This window comes from Geothrix oryzae (assembly GCF_030295385.1).
Taxonomy (GTDB): Bacteria; Acidobacteriota; Holophagae; order Holophagales; family Holophagaceae; genus Geothrix; species Geothrix oryzae.
The window spans coordinates 957,448-970,917 of the sequence record NZ_AP027079.1 but is presented as its reverse complement, the minus strand read 5'-3'; the positions used below and the strand labels follow the sequence as shown (position 1 = coordinate 970,917).

Sequence of the window (13,470 nt, the reverse complement as noted above, 5' to 3'; positions counted from 1 at the left end):
AGCGGGCCTTCCGGGGCCATCCGGCCGATAGACTGGGGGGATGCGCGCATCCCCCCTTCTCGTGGTGGCCCTCAGCGGAATCGTCCTTCTCGCCCAGGAGGCGCCCCTGCGGAACTTCCGCCAGTGGGTGGGCGGTCAGGAAGTGGGCGGAGCCTCCCAGCAGACCCGCATCACGGTCGGCCTCCGCGAAGTCCGCAGCCGCGAGTGGATGGTCCTGGCCCGCCTGGGGGAGGAGATCCGCCAGGAGGTGGATCAGACCGCCCGGCGGGCCGCCGACGGGGCCATCACCTTCACCTGGCGGCTCCAGCTCTCCAAGGACCCCTTCGAGGGTCGAGCCGAATGGTCGCCGGCGACCCCCGGAATCCTCCGCCTCCACCCCGTGAATGGGGCGGCGCTGCAGAAGGAGGTCCCCGCCGGGGCCATCCTCTGGCCCGAGGACCTCGAGGCGCGCCTGATGGAGGCCGCCCGCCTGCGCCGCCCCGTGACGGCCACGACCTTCTCCTTCCCCGTCCAGCAGTGGGGCACCCTCAGCCTGGAACCGGTGGGGCCGGACCCCCTGCCCGGCTTCCCGGATGCCGTGCGCTTCAAGGGCCAGGAGACCCAAGGCACCGCGACCTCGCCCGTGGAAACCTGGATCTCCCCGACCGCCGGCGAGTTGTGTCAGAAGACTGAGATGGGCGGCCTCACCCTCCTCATGCAGCGGGCGGAACTGCCCCCTCCGGCGCCTCTGGCCAAAGGGCTGGAAGGGTTCTTCGAGCGCACCCTCCAGACCCTGCCGCCGCACCCCTTTCAGCCCTGGCTGCGGGAATCGACACTGAAAGCGGAGGGGACCCCACCCGACCTGCCCCAGGATGCCCAGCAGCAGCGCCTGCCCGGCGGCCGCTGGCGCCTGCGGCGCGCCGCAGCTCCCGATCCCCGCGAGGCGGCTCAGCGACCGGTGACCGGGCCCCCTACCGCGGAGGAGGCCCGCTACCTGGCGCCGAGTCCCCTGGTGCCGTTCCGCGACCCCGCCTTCGACGGCCTGCTCCAGCGCCTGGCCCTGCCCCCGGGCCTGTCCCGGTGGGACTTGGCGAAGCGGGTGACTGGCTTCGTCTTCGAGTGGATCACCGACAAGGACTTCACCGTGGGCTTCGCCTCGGCGCTGGAAGTCTGTCGCACGCCCCGGGGGGACTGCACGGAACACGGCGTGCTGGCGGTGGCGCTCCTGCGGCGCCTGGGCGTGCCGGCCCGCGGCGTCACGGGATGGGTGGGCCTGGGCGAGACCCTGGGGTTGCACTTCTGGGTGGAGGTGAAGCTCCAGGACCGCTGGGTCCCCGTGGACCCCACCTTCGACCAGGCGCCGGCCTCGGCCCTCCGCATCAAGCTCGGCGACACGGACCTTGCTGACCTCGGCACCGTGGGCTGGGAAGGCGCGGCCATGGCCTTTTCCAGCCTCCGCTGGGTGCCCGAAAAGGACGGCCCGGCCTCCTGGGGCGCCGGCATCCGCATCGAAGGCGATCAGGTCACCGCCCCGGATGGCAGCCAGCTGCGGTTTCCGGGCGTACAGTGGAGCCTGAGGAAGGGGGTCCTGGCCTTGGGCGCCTGGACGGTCGAGGCCACCCCGCGGCCGACTTCGGCCCAGCTGAAGGGCGCCCAGAAGCTGGCGGGCCCCCGCACCCTCCGCGAAGGCTGGTGGAACCCCTCAGAGCGGCGGCTCTGGATGAACCTGGGTGGCGGCCACTGGCTGCGCCTGGACGGCGTCGCGGAAGGAACCGCCTACACCCTCCTGGATCGGTTGATGGTCAAGGTCAGTTGACGGCGCCCACCAGGGCTTCCGGCATGCCGTCCTGCTGCTGACAGTGCTCCCGCAGGCGCTCCAGCTGGTCGGCCATGGCCAGGCATTCCGACTCGTCGCAGCAGCTGGTGATGGAGGTGGAGAGAGACTCGACGGGCTCATCCAGGCGCTCCATGAGGCGACGGCCCTTCGGGGTGATGACTACCCGGCTCACGCGGCGATCCTTGGGATCCGCCACGCGCTTCAGAAGGCCCTGCACCTCAAGCCGATCCACCAGCCGCGTCACATTGGCGAACCGGTAGATCATGCGCCCCTCGATCTCGTAGATCGGATGGCCCTTCACCGGGCCGCCGCGGACGATGCGCAGGACATTGTATTGCTGGATGGTGAGGCCATGCGCCTCGAAGAGCCGCTCCTGGACCCGGACCACCGCCTCTCGCGTGAGCATCAGCTGAAGCATCAGCTGGACCCCCGGGGGCGGGAGCTTCGACAACTGGAGTTCTTCCTGTAGCGTCATGGATTCCTCGGCATCTTCGCGCCAAGGATCACTCCAACTATGGGAATCTGAAAGGTCCGAGGAGCCTTTCTTGCCGTCCATCGCCCTGAGTTTGATCAATGTCACGAAACGATATGGCGCGACAGCCATCTTGGATGGATTGAGCCTCGGTCTCTTCCAGGGCGAGAAAGTTGGACTCATCGGCCGCAACGGCGCGGGGAAGAGCACGCTCTTCCGCCTGCTTTCGAACGACGAGGCGCCGGATTCCGGCGAGGTGGTCCTCACCCAGGGACTGCGGGTGGCGCGGCTGAGCCAGGAACCCCATTTCGCCCCGGGAGCCACGGTCCGGCAGGCTCTGGAAGCGTCCCTGGCGGACCATTCGCTCCTCCTGGCCCGCCACCAGCAGATCCACGAGACCCTCCACGGCGCCTCCGGGGCGGCCGAGGCCCGTCTTCTTGACGAATTGCAAAGCGTTGAGCACCACCTCGAGCGCTGGGGCTGGGATCTGACCCCCCGCCTCAAGGCCGCGGCCACCGTCTGGAACCTGGACGACCTGGACGCGGAGGTGGAATCCCTGTCCGGCGGCTGGCGCAAGCGGGTGGCCCTGGCCCAGGCTTGGCTCAAGGAACCCGATGTGCTGGTGCTCGACGAGCCCACCAACCACCTGGACCCGGACCAGGTGGAGCGGCTCGAGGCCTGGCTCCAGGCCTATGAAGGCGCCCTGCTCCTCATCACCCACGACCGCCACCTGCTGGACGCCGTGGCCACCCGGATGCTGGAGCTGGAGGACGGTGCCCTCCGCAGCTATGAAGGAGGCTACAGCGACTACCTGCTGGAGAAGTCCGACCGGGAGTTCCGGGAATCGCGCCTCACCGAGCACATGCAGAACCGCCTGCGCCGCGAGATGGCCTGGCTGCGCCGCGGGGCCAAGGCCCGCACCCGCAAGTCCAAGCTCCGCATCCAGGAGGTCCTGGATCTGAAGGACACGGTGGAGGACCGCACCCGCCTGGAGATCCGGCAGGGCCTGACCTTCGCCGCCGGCGGGAACCGGAGCGATGCCCTGATCCGCGCCGAGGGCCTGCGCTTCGCCTACCCCGGAGGGGCCGAGCTGCTGGGCGGCCTGGACCTCTCTCTGCAGCGCGGCATGCGCATCGCCCTGCTGGGCCCCAACGGCTGCGGGAAATCCACCCTCCTCAAGGTGCTGCTCGGGGAGCTGGAGGCCACGGCCGGCGAAGTGGTCCGGCACCCGAAAATGGCCGCCACCACCATCTCCCAGGGGCGGGGCGAGCTGGACGGCGCCCGCAGCATCCTCGACAACCTCGCGGATCGGGCCGCGCTGGTGGACACCGGCAACGGCACCGTCCTGGCCCATGTCTATCTCACCCGGTTCGGCTTCCCCGTGGACCAGCAGGCCCGGCCCGCCGCCACCCTCAGCGGCGGCGAGCGCAACCGCCTCCTGCTGGCCAAGGCCATGCTCAGCCCCGCGGACCTGCTGGTGCTGGACGAACCCACGAACGATCTGGACATCCCCACCCTCCAGAACCTCGAAGAGGCCCTGCTCGGCTTCGGCGGCACCCTGCTGCTGGTGAGCCACGACCGCTTCTTCCTCGACCAGGTGGCCACGCACACCCTGGCCTGGAACCCCGCAGGAACGCCGCGGTGGGAGCTGTACGAGGGAGCCCCCTCCACGGTGCGGAGCCTCCGGGAGGCCCGGGCGGCGGCTCAGGAACCCGTGAAGGCCGAGGCCTCCAGGCCGGCCGCCAAGGCCGATTCGCCCCGGCCCCGGAAGCCCGGTCTGTCCCAGAAGGAACAGCGGCGGCTCGCGGAGGTGGAGGCGGCCCTGGATGCCCTCCACGCCCGGCTGGCCACCGTGGACGCCTGCCTGGCGGATCCCTCGGCCTTCCTGGCCTCCGATGGCCCCGGCCACCAGGCCCTCCGGGACCGGGAGGCGGTCCGGGCCGAGCAGGAAGTCCTTGAACTGGAATGGCTGGATCTGGAGGAGAAGCGCGGGGGGGCCTGATCCCATCACAAGTTTTCCTCGGACCGGGCGGTTCGGGGGCCTTTTCGCTACCCTGGGACCTGGACTTTTTTGTGGAGTGGCCATGCGCCCGATGCCTATCGTTCTTTTCTCCGCCGTGGCACTGGTCGCCCAGGCCCCCACCAGCGCCGATCTCGCCCAGCGGTTCAACACCGAGCTGCCCGGCATCAACCAGATGCTCAAGACCTTCCAGGCCCAGGAAGCGCTGGCGAAGATGGAGACCCTGGTTCCCGCCGAGCGGCCCGCCTTCAACGGCGCGAACCTCCAGACCATCGGCCTGAGCCTGGACAACGCCCAGGGCCTCATGTCCCTCTATCGCCTCTGGGCCAATGTGGCCGCCGAATCCGGCCAGTGGGAGAAGGCCGTGGAGATCCAGCAGAAGCGGGTCAAGGCCGCCCAGGCCATCCGCGCCGACCTGGACAAGGCTCAGGCCCCCATCGCCGCCCAGTGGGAGAAGGCCGCCAAGGACTCCCAGGACTACCTCACCAAGAACGCGTCCCGCCAGCAGGAGCTGCAGGCCAGCCTGAACGCCCTTCAGGAGGATGTGGCCGCGGTGAACGCCAAGACGAAGAAGCTGGATGCCAAGGCCATGGAAGAACTCAAGGCGCGGATCGCCAAGGCGCCCCAGGAGCAGCAGGAGCTCGATCAGATCGCCGCGGCCCTGCCCGTCCACAAGCAGAACCTCGGCAATGCCCCCAAGATCACCAAGGTGCTCGCCGAGAACCGCAAGGAGGCCGACGGCCTGCTGAAGGCCGCGGAGGAGGCTGCCGCCAAGTCCAAGGAGGTCCTGGCCAGCCAGAACGACGAGATCACCAAGTTCAACACCGAGCAGGTGATCAAGAAGGTGAAGATCGTCGGCAAGAAGAACTGGGTCGATGCGGTGCTTCGCAACCCCGAGAATGTCACCAAGCTCAACGGCTCCCAGGCCCAGGCGGCCTTCCTCAACCGCCTGCTGGTGCTCGATCCCGGCAACGCGGGCGCCCAGAAGGCCCTGGACAACCTGAAGCAGGGCAAGGAGCCCTTCGTGAAGGAAGCCAAGGGCGCGAAGAAGGGCAGCGCGAAGAAGAAGTGATCGCGCCGAACCCCACCTGGAAGGAGCGTCCATGAGCCGCCTCGGTTTCCTGCTTGCCTGCGCCCTGGCCACGAGCCTGGGCGCCCAGAACCTCACCGACCGCTTCAAGGAGGTGAGGGGCCCCTGGGAAATCCAGCTGGAACGGGGCGATGCCCCCACCGTGCGCCGGGGCGTCGAGGCCCTCCTGGGCCGTGAAGGCCTCACCGTGAATCCCTCGGACTACAACGACATGCACGCCCTGGTGGCCCTGCGCAGCCTGGCGGCCCGCGCCTGCGTGGCCGAGGGCAGTTGGGAGGACGCGGTCGTCCACCTGCAGAAGGCCCAGGCGGTGGCGGAGGAGAACCTCCACACCGCTGAGCCCCTGCTGGCCAAGACCCGCATGGAGCATGAGCTCAAGCTCCGCGAGTTCCAGGACGCCATGGCCAAGCAGGCCCCCCGCCTCAAAGAGCTCGAAGAGGCGCCCGGGCTGTCCCAGGAGCAGATGAAGGTCCGCCAGCAGCTGAAGATCTTCATGGATGAGCAGAAGGCCGCCATCGCCCACAGCGAGCGGGCCCTGAAGGACATCGAGGGCATCCTGACCCGGCTGCGCCAGACCAAGGACGGCACGGCCAAGGCCGCGACCGACTGGCAGGCCTTTCTCGCCAAGGAGAAGGCCGAGATGGCCGAGGCCGGCGGCACCACCCGCTTCGTGGCCGAGAAGCTCGAGCAGGTGAAGGCCGACGATGCCCGGCCTCAATCCGAACGGCTCACCTACGCCCGCCGCCTCCAGAAGCTCGACCCGGCCAACAAGGATGTCGCCCGGCTGGTGAGCGGCCTCCTGGGCAAGGACGAGGCGCCCGAACCGGCGAAACCCGCGAAGAAGCGGAAGTCCGCCCCCAAGAAGAAAGGCTGACCCCCCGGCCTTGTTCCCACGAAAAAGCGGCCCCGCGGGGCCGCTTTTTCGTGAACCGGAGGCTCCTCAGAAGACGAAGCCGAACCCCACCTTCACGAAGTCGGTGGCCGGAGGATCGCCGGCGGCGACATCGTGGCTGGTGAGGGTCTTGTGGAAGGTGGCTTCCAGGGTGAACCGCATCCCCGCGTCGTAGCCGAAGCTGTGGCCGAGGCCCAGCGAGCCGCCCATGCGGCTCTTGCGCGTGGTGTCCGTGTAGTCGTACAGCGGATCGCCGAAGCTGCGGTCGAACTGCTCGAAGTCCGCGGAAAGACCGGCCACGAAATAGAGCCCGCGGTGCCGGAAGGCCGTGCCCTGGGGGAAGATCTGCAGGTCGCCCCCCAGGTTGAACTGCGAGTGGCGGAGGTTGATGCTGGTTTCGCCCGGGGCCCGGTTGGTGCCGTTTTCCGCCGACCCGCTGAGGTTCAGGCGGATCGCCAGGCTGCGGTCCACGGGGAAGCTGACCGTGAAGCTGCCGCCCAGGCCCACATCGTAGGTCTCCTTCTGGGGGGCGATGACGCGGCCGGCGCTGGGGCTGAAGTAGGCGGGGTAGGTCTGGCTGGCGAAGTCCCCCGTGGGGAAGAGCAGGTTCAGGCTGAACCCGATGTGCGGGCTCTGGGCCGAGAGGGTGGCTCCCGAAGCAAGGAGCAGGGGGAGCAGGAGCAGCGGGGCGGAGCGGCGCATGGGGCCTCCAGGGAAGAGCGGTTTGGATGGCTACGGAGCGAAGGGTGTGCCAGGTTACGCCAAGTGGCGTCAATCCTTGGATCCCGCGCAGCTTACTCCGGTTGAAGGGGGAGAGCCACCGCGGCGTTTTGCCTCAGGGCGGTGCAATTGCAACAGCGGGCTTTGGGCCTGGGCCGCGATGGCCTACTCTGGACTGAATGAGGATGGTTCATGGCGTGGAAGCAGGATCTGGCGAAGTTGAAACAGCAGTTGGCTCCTGAAGATCCGGCGCGCCCGGCCGCCAAGCCCTTGCCCAAGCCCGTACCCAAACCCGCGGGGCCGGCCAGTCTCGATGACGAAGATTCGGTCTTCCTGTCGGCCATGGGCCTGAAGCCGGCCGCCTCCCGGCCCCCGGTCAAAACGCCCCTGACGCCCGCCCCGACGGTGGAGGCACCCCCGCCCCTCCCCCCCACTCCCGAAACCTTCCAGGAAGCGCTGAAGGACTTGAAGGGTCTGAAGCCCATGGCCCGATCGCTCCAGGGACAGCTGGACCGGGAGCCGCAGGTCCAGGTGCCGCCGCTTTCGCCAGTCCAGGCTCAGAATCAGGCCCCGCCGCCACTCCCGCCGCCCCAGGCCCCGCCTCAGCCGCCCGCCTCCCCGATCCTCCTGGTTCCGGCGCCCGCCCCCATGCCCGAACAGGCCGCCCCCCTCGTTCCCATGGTCGTTCCTGGACCGGCTCCCGCAGCCGGTGCCACCTCGGCCCCGGTCCGGTTCCAGCTGGCGGCGGGCATGGCCCTGGAGGTGGATGGCATGCTGGACCTGCGCGGGCATTCGGTCCCGGACGCCGTGGAGCGCCTGAAGGACCGGCTGGGAGATGGCCTGGTGCTGGGCTGGCGAAGCCTCCAGGTCATCCTGGGGCCCGATCCGAAGCTTCACGAGGGCCTGCTCGACCTGCTGGGCTCGGGCCAGGTTCCCATGGTGGCCCGCTATGCCCAGGCCCCGGTCCCCATGGGCGGAAGCCAAGCCTGGCTGCTGTATTTCACCCCCTCCCAGCCCCAGTCCTGATCTGGGCACCTGAACTGCGCACATGGAGTGTTTCTGATGAGCTTGCTGGTCGTCGGCAGTGTGGCCTTTGATGATCTGGAGACGCCCTTCGGGCGGCGCGAGCATGCCCTCGGGGGCTCGGCGACCTACTTCTCCCTGAGCGCCAGCCGCTTCCATCCCGTGCGCATGGTCGCCGTGGTGGGCGAGGACTTCGGCCCGGAGCAGATGCGGGTCTTCAGCGGCCGGCCCATCGATCTGGGCGGGCTCTCCAAGGTGAAGGGCCTCAGCTTCCACTGGAAGGGCGCCTACGGCTATGACCTGAACGAGGCCAAGACCCTCGCCACGGATCTCAATGTCTTTGCGGATTTCAAGCCCGATCTGCCCGAGGCCTACCGGGAGTCCCAGTACCTGTTCCTGGGGAACATCGACCCGGTCCTGCAGCTGGATGTGGTGCGCCAGATGGCGAAGCGCCCCCGCTGGATCGCCCTGGACACCATGAACTACTGGATCCGGGGCGCCCGCCCGGCCCTGGAGGCGGTCCTGAAGGAAGTGGACATCCTCCTGGTCAACGATGCCGAGGTGCGCGAACTGACCCACGAACACAGCCTCCTCAAGGCCTACCGGAAAATCCAGGCCCTCGGCCCCCGCATCCTCGTGGTCAAGCGCGGCGAGTATGGGATGGCCCTGTTCACCCCCGAGGGCCACTTCGCCGCCCCCGCCTACCCCCTGGAGAATGTCTTCGACCCCACCGGGGCCGGGGATACCTTTGCCGGCGGGTTCCTGGGCTATCTGGCCTGGATCGAGCGGACGGATGTGACGGCCCTGAAACATGCCTCCCTGGTGGGATCGGTCATGGCCAGCTTCACCGTGGAGCAGTTCTCCACCGAACGCCTGGAGCAGATCACACAGGACGAAGTCCGCAACCGCTTGGCATTATTTTCAGATATGATCCGCGTCGAAGACCTATAATCAGCACCACCTAATCCTCCGGGGGTACCTGATGCACCAGCCCTATCGCCTGCATGTCGGTCGGCTGCGCTTCCTCTTGGCCGCGCCTGGGCTCGCCGTGGCCTTGGCCCTCGCCCCGGGCCTCCATGCCCAGGAAGCCACCCCTGGCACAATCAAGGTCGAGACCCATAGCTCGAAATGGGATTATCCCAAGGAGCTCAAGGTTCCCGAAGGCTCCCGGACCCACATCGTCCAGAAGGGCGACACCCTGTGGGACCTGTCCGGCAAATACCTAGGCAATCCCTACGCCTGGCCCCAGATCTGGGAACTGAACCAGTGGATCAAGGATCCGCACTGGATCTACCCTGGCGACCCGCTGATCATCGACCTGACCCGGGCCGTCGCCACGGCGGGCTCCGTCCCTGATTCCGTTTCGAACCTCCAGCCCGACCAGCGGCGCCTGGATTCCAGCGCCCTCCGCCGGCCCGAGTTGGCCTTCGCCTTCCAGGACTTCATCCAGCTGCCCTTCCTGGCCCCCCAGGGCGCCGAGGCCCACTACAAGAGCCAGGGCGCCTTCACCCTGACCTCGAACCGCCGCGAAGACCGCCGCCTCCTCCTCGAGGGCGAGACCGTCTACATGAACGGCGGCAGCGAGCAGGGCGTCAAGGTCGGTGACCGCTTCCTCGTGCTCAAGACCGTGGCCCGCAAGCTCGTGCATCCCACCGCCTCCAAGCGGCACCTGGGGGATGTGGTCCAGCAGGTGGGCGTTGTCCGCGTGATCACCGTCCAGAACAAGGGGTCCGTGGCCACCATCGAGCGCTGCCTCGATGGCGTGGAGGTGGGCGACCACCTCGTCCGCTTCACCGAGCCGGCCAACATCCCCCTTCAGCTCCGGACGGATACGGGCGATCCCGTGAAGGTGGCCCCCGGCGCAGCCGTCGTGGTGTTCGCCCGGGATGAGCATCAGCACACCGCCGCGGGCGACATGATCATCGTGGACAAGGGCGGCAATGACGGGCTGAAGGTGGGCGATGTGCTGCTCGCGGTCCGCGTGAAGACCTTCCCTGTCGGCCCTGACGACGACAAGAAGGGCGCCACGGAGACCACCACCCACTACCTGGGCCAGGTCATCGTGGTCCGCACCGAGGCACAGACGGCCACCTGCCGGGTGCTCCGCTCCAATGAAGAGATCCGGATGGGCGACACCCTCACCCGCTGACCTGGAGCCGCAAACCTGAAAGGCCCCCGGGATCGGGGGCCTTTCAGCGTCAAGAGGGCTGGGCCGCCTGTCTCAGCTCCACCACGACCCGCTGCCCCCGGGTGGGGAGCCCGTAGGGATGGGGGGTGGCCAACCACCCCGCCGGCAGGGGCTCCTGGGCCCATTCGGGTCCCTTGAGGGCCAGGAAGGGGCTCCCGGCTTTCCCGTGCCGGCCCCACCAACCCGCCAGCTGACCCAGGGCCCCCAGAGCCTTGGCCGTACCCAGGTCCGCGCCCAAGGGGGGCAGCTCCTCCAGCCGGCCATGGACCGCCTTCAGGTTGGGAACAGGCAGCTCCAGGGCCGCCTGCCGGACGAAGGCCAGCTTCTTGGTCGAGGCATCGACGGCGAGGATCTCCAGATCGGGACGAGCCAAGGCCAGAACGATCGCCGGGCAACCCATGCCCGTTCCCAGGTCTGCAACCCGGGCCCCGGGAGGCAGGGCCTCCAGGAAAGGCAGGAGGATCGCCGCGTCCAGCAACAGTTCCTCCCGGCGCTCACCTGGGGGCAGGGCCGTCAGGGCATGGGTCCGGTTCCAGCGGTCCAGGAGGACCAGGAAGCGTCCCAGAGGGGCATTGAGGGCAGCGGGAAGGCGAGGCTCCATGCCCCAAGGATGCCAGGGAAGCGGGAGACCTTTGCTTGAATTCTTATCATTTGAATTATTTCTTCTTTGTATTCAATACTTTTGGAATTTTTAGAACTTGTTTCATGCGCAAAACACTCTATTGTCTGAGGTGTCAACATCGATGCATTTCCTGCATCTAGAATTATGACATTGACGGATAGAGCAATAGATCCGATGATGATTCCCCTTTGATTGATCTTCCACAGGAGCCGGCTATGAATCAGAACCATCCGCCCTTTCTGGTCGACTGGTCGAGCCGGAGCAAAATGCGCGGGCCCGGCGAGCAGTCTCTCGGCAAGCTCCTTCAAAGCCTTCGAGATCGCCTCGCTCCGGAATCCCAAGGTGTATCGCTGACTTATGTCGATGATCGCGGCATGAGAAAACTCAATCGCGAACACCGCGGAAAAAACATGACCACCGATGTGCTGAGCTTCCCCTCCAGCGTGGAGAAGGGCGCCTTCCCGCACCTTGGCGACATCGTCATCAGCCTGCCCACCGCCGAGAAAATGGCCAAGAAATTCGGAGTGAGCCGCCGCCGAGAAGTGGAGACCCTGGTGATCCACGGCTTCCTCCATCTCTGCGGCTACGATCACGAAAAAGATCACGGCGAGATGATGGAACTTCAGGCGCAGCTCGAGCGGGAACTCCTCGAAGTCGAGCCCCTGGCTATGAGCCTCAAGCGGGGCCGCAAGCCCGGCAGCAAGGTCAAGAAGCTCAAGGACGGCAGCCGCGTGGTGGTCACCGGCCGGGCCGCCGCGGCCCTGGTCCGCCGCGAACGGGTGAAGAAGGAGAAGAAGGTCAAGGTTCGCAAGACGGTCAAGCCCAAGGAAGTCGCCGCGAAGCGGGGTCCCGGCCGGCCGCGGAAGGAGGCCGTCGCCCCGCCTCCGGTGAAGCGGATGGTCCGTCGGCGGAAGGCGGCTCCGTCGCGCAGCGGCGTGATCTCGTAAATCCCGGAAAGCTCCGCATGGAAAACGGGCCCGAAGGCCGATAAAATGGCCCTTTGGCCCGGCCACGGGCCGCGCCATCGGAGTCTTCGTGATCAACCTCCTGCTCGGCCTGGGCGCCGCCCTTGCCGTGATCCTGCTGTCCAGCCTGCTGAGCATCAAGCTCTGGATCAGCGTGCCCATCGGCATCCTCGCGGGCGCCGGTCTCTTCATCTGGCAGGGGCGCAAGGTCCAGCAGGAGCTCGAGAAGATCTTCACCCGCGCCGGTGAGCTGCTGAAGAAGCAGCAATTCGAGAAGGCCATCGAGGTCATGAAGGAGGGCTACCGGTTCTCCTCCAAGCAGTTCCTCGTGAAGGGCAGCATCGACGGTCAGATCGGCGTGGTGCAGTACCTCCGCAAGAAGAATGAGGAGGCCGAGCCGCTCCTGGCCTCAGCCTCCATGCAGCACTACATCGCCAAGGCCATGCTGGGCATCCTCCAGTGGAAGCGCGGCGAGAAGAAGAAGGCCAAGGAAACCTTCAACCTGGCCCTCAAATCCGGCAAGAAGGAGAGCCTCCTCTACGCCGTCTACGCCTACATGCTGGTGGAGATGGGCGAACGCGACCGGGCCATCGAGGTCCTCAACCAGGGGCTCGGCATCTGCAAGGGCGACGAGCGCCTCATCACCAACCGGAACCTGCTGCAGAACGGCAAGGCCCTCAAGATGAAGGTCTACGGCGAGCAGTGGTACCAGTTCCTCCTCGAGCGCCCCATGCTCCGCCAGGAGGCCCCGCCCTTCGCCCGGGTGTCGCGCCGGGCGCTACGAGGTTGAGACCTGCCCGCGGAAGCGCCTCTGGCGTCGATTCCGCGGCCTTGAAATGACTCTTTTACTTTTCAGCAAACGCGAAGCGGTTGCTGCACGGGACGACACGAACGACTGAAGGAGCACACCCCATGTCAGGCCACAGCAAATGGTCCACCATCAAGCACAAGAAGGGCGCCGCGGATGCCAAGCGGGGCAAGGTCTTCACGAAGATCCTCAAGGAGATCACCGTGGCCGCCCGCCTCGGCGGCGGCGATGTGGCCAGCAATCCGCGTCTCCGCCTCGCGGTGGATCAGGCCAAGGGCAGCAACATGCCCAAGGACAACTGGGAACGCGCCATCAAGAAGGGCACCGGCGAACTCGAAGGCGTGACCTATGAGGAAGTGGTCTACGAGGCCTACGGTCCGGGCGGCGTGGCCATCATGGTCGAGGCCATGACGGACAACAAGAACCGCACCACGCCCGAAGTCCGCAGCTACTTCACCAAGTTCGGCGGGGAGCTGGGCGCTCAGGGCTCCGTGGCCTACCTGTTCAGCAAGCAGGGCCAGATCGTGGTGGAGTCCGAGGTTTCTGAAGACACCATCGTGGAAGTGGCCCTGGAGGCCGGCGCCGACGATGTCATCAACGAGGGGGAGGCCTGGGTCATCAAGACCAGCCCCGAGGCCTACCAGGCCGTCAAGGATGCCGTGGACGCCGCCAAGCTCCCCGTCATCGAGGCCAAGATCATCATGGCCCCCAGCACCAGCACCGCCCTCGAGGGCTCCAAGCTCACCAGCTTCCTCAAGCTTGTGGATCTGCTCGAAGACAACGACGATGTGCAGAATGTGTGGCACAACGCCGACTACGAGGAACCCGAAGACTGAGATTCTGTGCCACACACC

Annotated in this window: 13 protein-coding genes; 10 read left to right on the top strand and 3 right to left on the bottom strand. The window is 67.1% G+C overall.

The features are described 5' to 3' along the window. Positions 1–40: 40 nt before the first annotated feature. The gene (locus QUD34_RS04420; protein WP_286355390.1) at positions 41–1,795 is read left to right on the top strand and encodes a transglutaminase domain-containing protein; all 1,755 of its coding nucleotides are present in this window, start codon (positions 41–43) and stop codon (positions 1,793–1,795) included. Here QUD34_RS04420 and QUD34_RS04415 read toward each other — a convergent pair. Next, positions 1,788–2,291, bottom strand: a complete 504-nt coding sequence (locus QUD34_RS04415) for a MarR family winged helix-turn-helix transcriptional regulator (RefSeq protein WP_286355389.1) — start codon at positions 2,289–2,291, stop codon at positions 1,788–1,790. The genes QUD34_RS04420 and QUD34_RS04415 overlap by 8 nt on opposite strands. Before the next feature lie 139 nt (positions 2,292–2,430). Here QUD34_RS04415 and QUD34_RS04410 point away from each other — a divergent pair, with 139 nt between their 5' ends. The 3 genes from QUD34_RS04410 (at position 2,431) to QUD34_RS04400 (ending at position 6,272) form a co-directional block, all read left to right on the top strand. Further along, the gene (locus QUD34_RS04410; RefSeq protein WP_286355388.1) at positions 2,431–4,290 is read left to right on the top strand and encodes an ABC-F family ATP-binding cassette domain-containing protein; all 1,860 of its coding nucleotides are present in this window, start codon (positions 2,431–2,433) and stop codon (positions 4,288–4,290) included. Positions 4,291–4,372: 82 nt separating this feature from the next. Beyond that, positions 4,373–5,380, top strand: a complete 1,008-nt coding sequence (locus QUD34_RS04405) for a hypothetical protein (protein WP_286355387.1) — start codon at positions 4,373–4,375, stop codon at positions 5,378–5,380. 31 nt (positions 5,381–5,411) lie between these two features. Next, positions 5,412–6,272 carry a hypothetical protein gene (locus QUD34_RS04400; RefSeq protein WP_286355386.1) on the top strand — a complete coding sequence of 287 codons (861 nt, stop codon included), beginning with the start codon at positions 5,412–5,414 and terminating at the stop codon, positions 6,270–6,272. A gap of 66 nt (positions 6,273–6,338) precedes the next feature. On the opposite strand, the gene QUD34_RS04395 is transcribed toward QUD34_RS04400, so the two are convergent. Continuing rightward, positions 6,339–6,992 (bottom strand): hypothetical protein, encoded by a 654-nt coding sequence (locus QUD34_RS04395; RefSeq protein WP_286355385.1) that lies wholly within the window; start codon positions 6,990–6,992, stop codon positions 6,339–6,341. A gap of 210 nt (positions 6,993–7,202) precedes the next feature. Here QUD34_RS04395 and QUD34_RS04390 point away from each other — a divergent pair, with 210 nt between their 5' ends. The 3 genes from QUD34_RS04390 to QUD34_RS04380 are packed head-to-tail and all read left to right on the top strand — an operon-like array spanning position 7,203 to position 10,182. Continuing rightward, on the top strand, positions 7,203–8,036 hold the full coding sequence (locus tag QUD34_RS04390; protein ID WP_286355384.1) for a Smr/MutS family protein: 834 nt from the start codon (positions 7,203–7,205) through the stop codon (positions 8,034–8,036). A 36-nt stretch (positions 8,037–8,072) separates the two neighbouring features. Beyond that, positions 8,073–8,984 (top strand): PfkB family carbohydrate kinase, encoded by a 912-nt coding sequence (locus QUD34_RS04385; RefSeq protein ID WP_286355383.1) that lies wholly within the window; start codon positions 8,073–8,075, stop codon positions 8,982–8,984. A 31-nt stretch (positions 8,985–9,015) separates the two neighbouring features. Further along, complete coding sequence (locus tag QUD34_RS04380; RefSeq protein ID WP_286355382.1) at positions 9,016–10,182, top strand: LysM peptidoglycan-binding domain-containing protein; 1,167 nt, start codon at positions 9,016–9,018, stop codon at positions 10,180–10,182. 49 nt (positions 10,183–10,231) lie between these two features. On the opposite strand, the gene QUD34_RS04375 is transcribed toward QUD34_RS04380, so the two are convergent. Further along, entirely contained in the window at positions 10,232–10,822 is a 591-nt protein-coding gene (locus tag QUD34_RS04375) for a 16S rRNA (guanine(527)-N(7))-methyltransferase RsmG (protein ID WP_286355381.1), read from the bottom strand. A 236-nt stretch (positions 10,823–11,058) separates the two neighbouring features. On the opposite strand from QUD34_RS04375, the gene ybeY reads away from it, so the two are divergent. From ybeY to QUD34_RS04360, 3 genes are all read left to right on the top strand, one after another. Continuing rightward, positions 11,059–11,790, top strand: coding sequence for an rRNA maturation RNase YbeY (ybeY, locus tag QUD34_RS04370; RefSeq protein WP_309568517.1), 732 nt, complete (start codon positions 11,059–11,061; stop codon positions 11,788–11,790). An 88-nt stretch (positions 11,791–11,878) separates the two neighbouring features. Further along, the gene (locus tag QUD34_RS04365) at positions 11,879–12,598 is read left to right on the top strand and encodes a tetratricopeptide repeat protein (protein WP_286355380.1); all 720 of its coding nucleotides are present in this window, start codon (positions 11,879–11,881) and stop codon (positions 12,596–12,598) included. 122 nt (positions 12,599–12,720) lie between these two features. Next, on the top strand, positions 12,721–13,452 hold the full coding sequence (locus QUD34_RS04360; RefSeq protein ID WP_286355379.1) for a YebC/PmpR family DNA-binding transcriptional regulator: 732 nt from the start codon (positions 12,721–12,723) through the stop codon (positions 13,450–13,452). Positions 13,453–13,470: the final 18 nt, after the last annotated feature.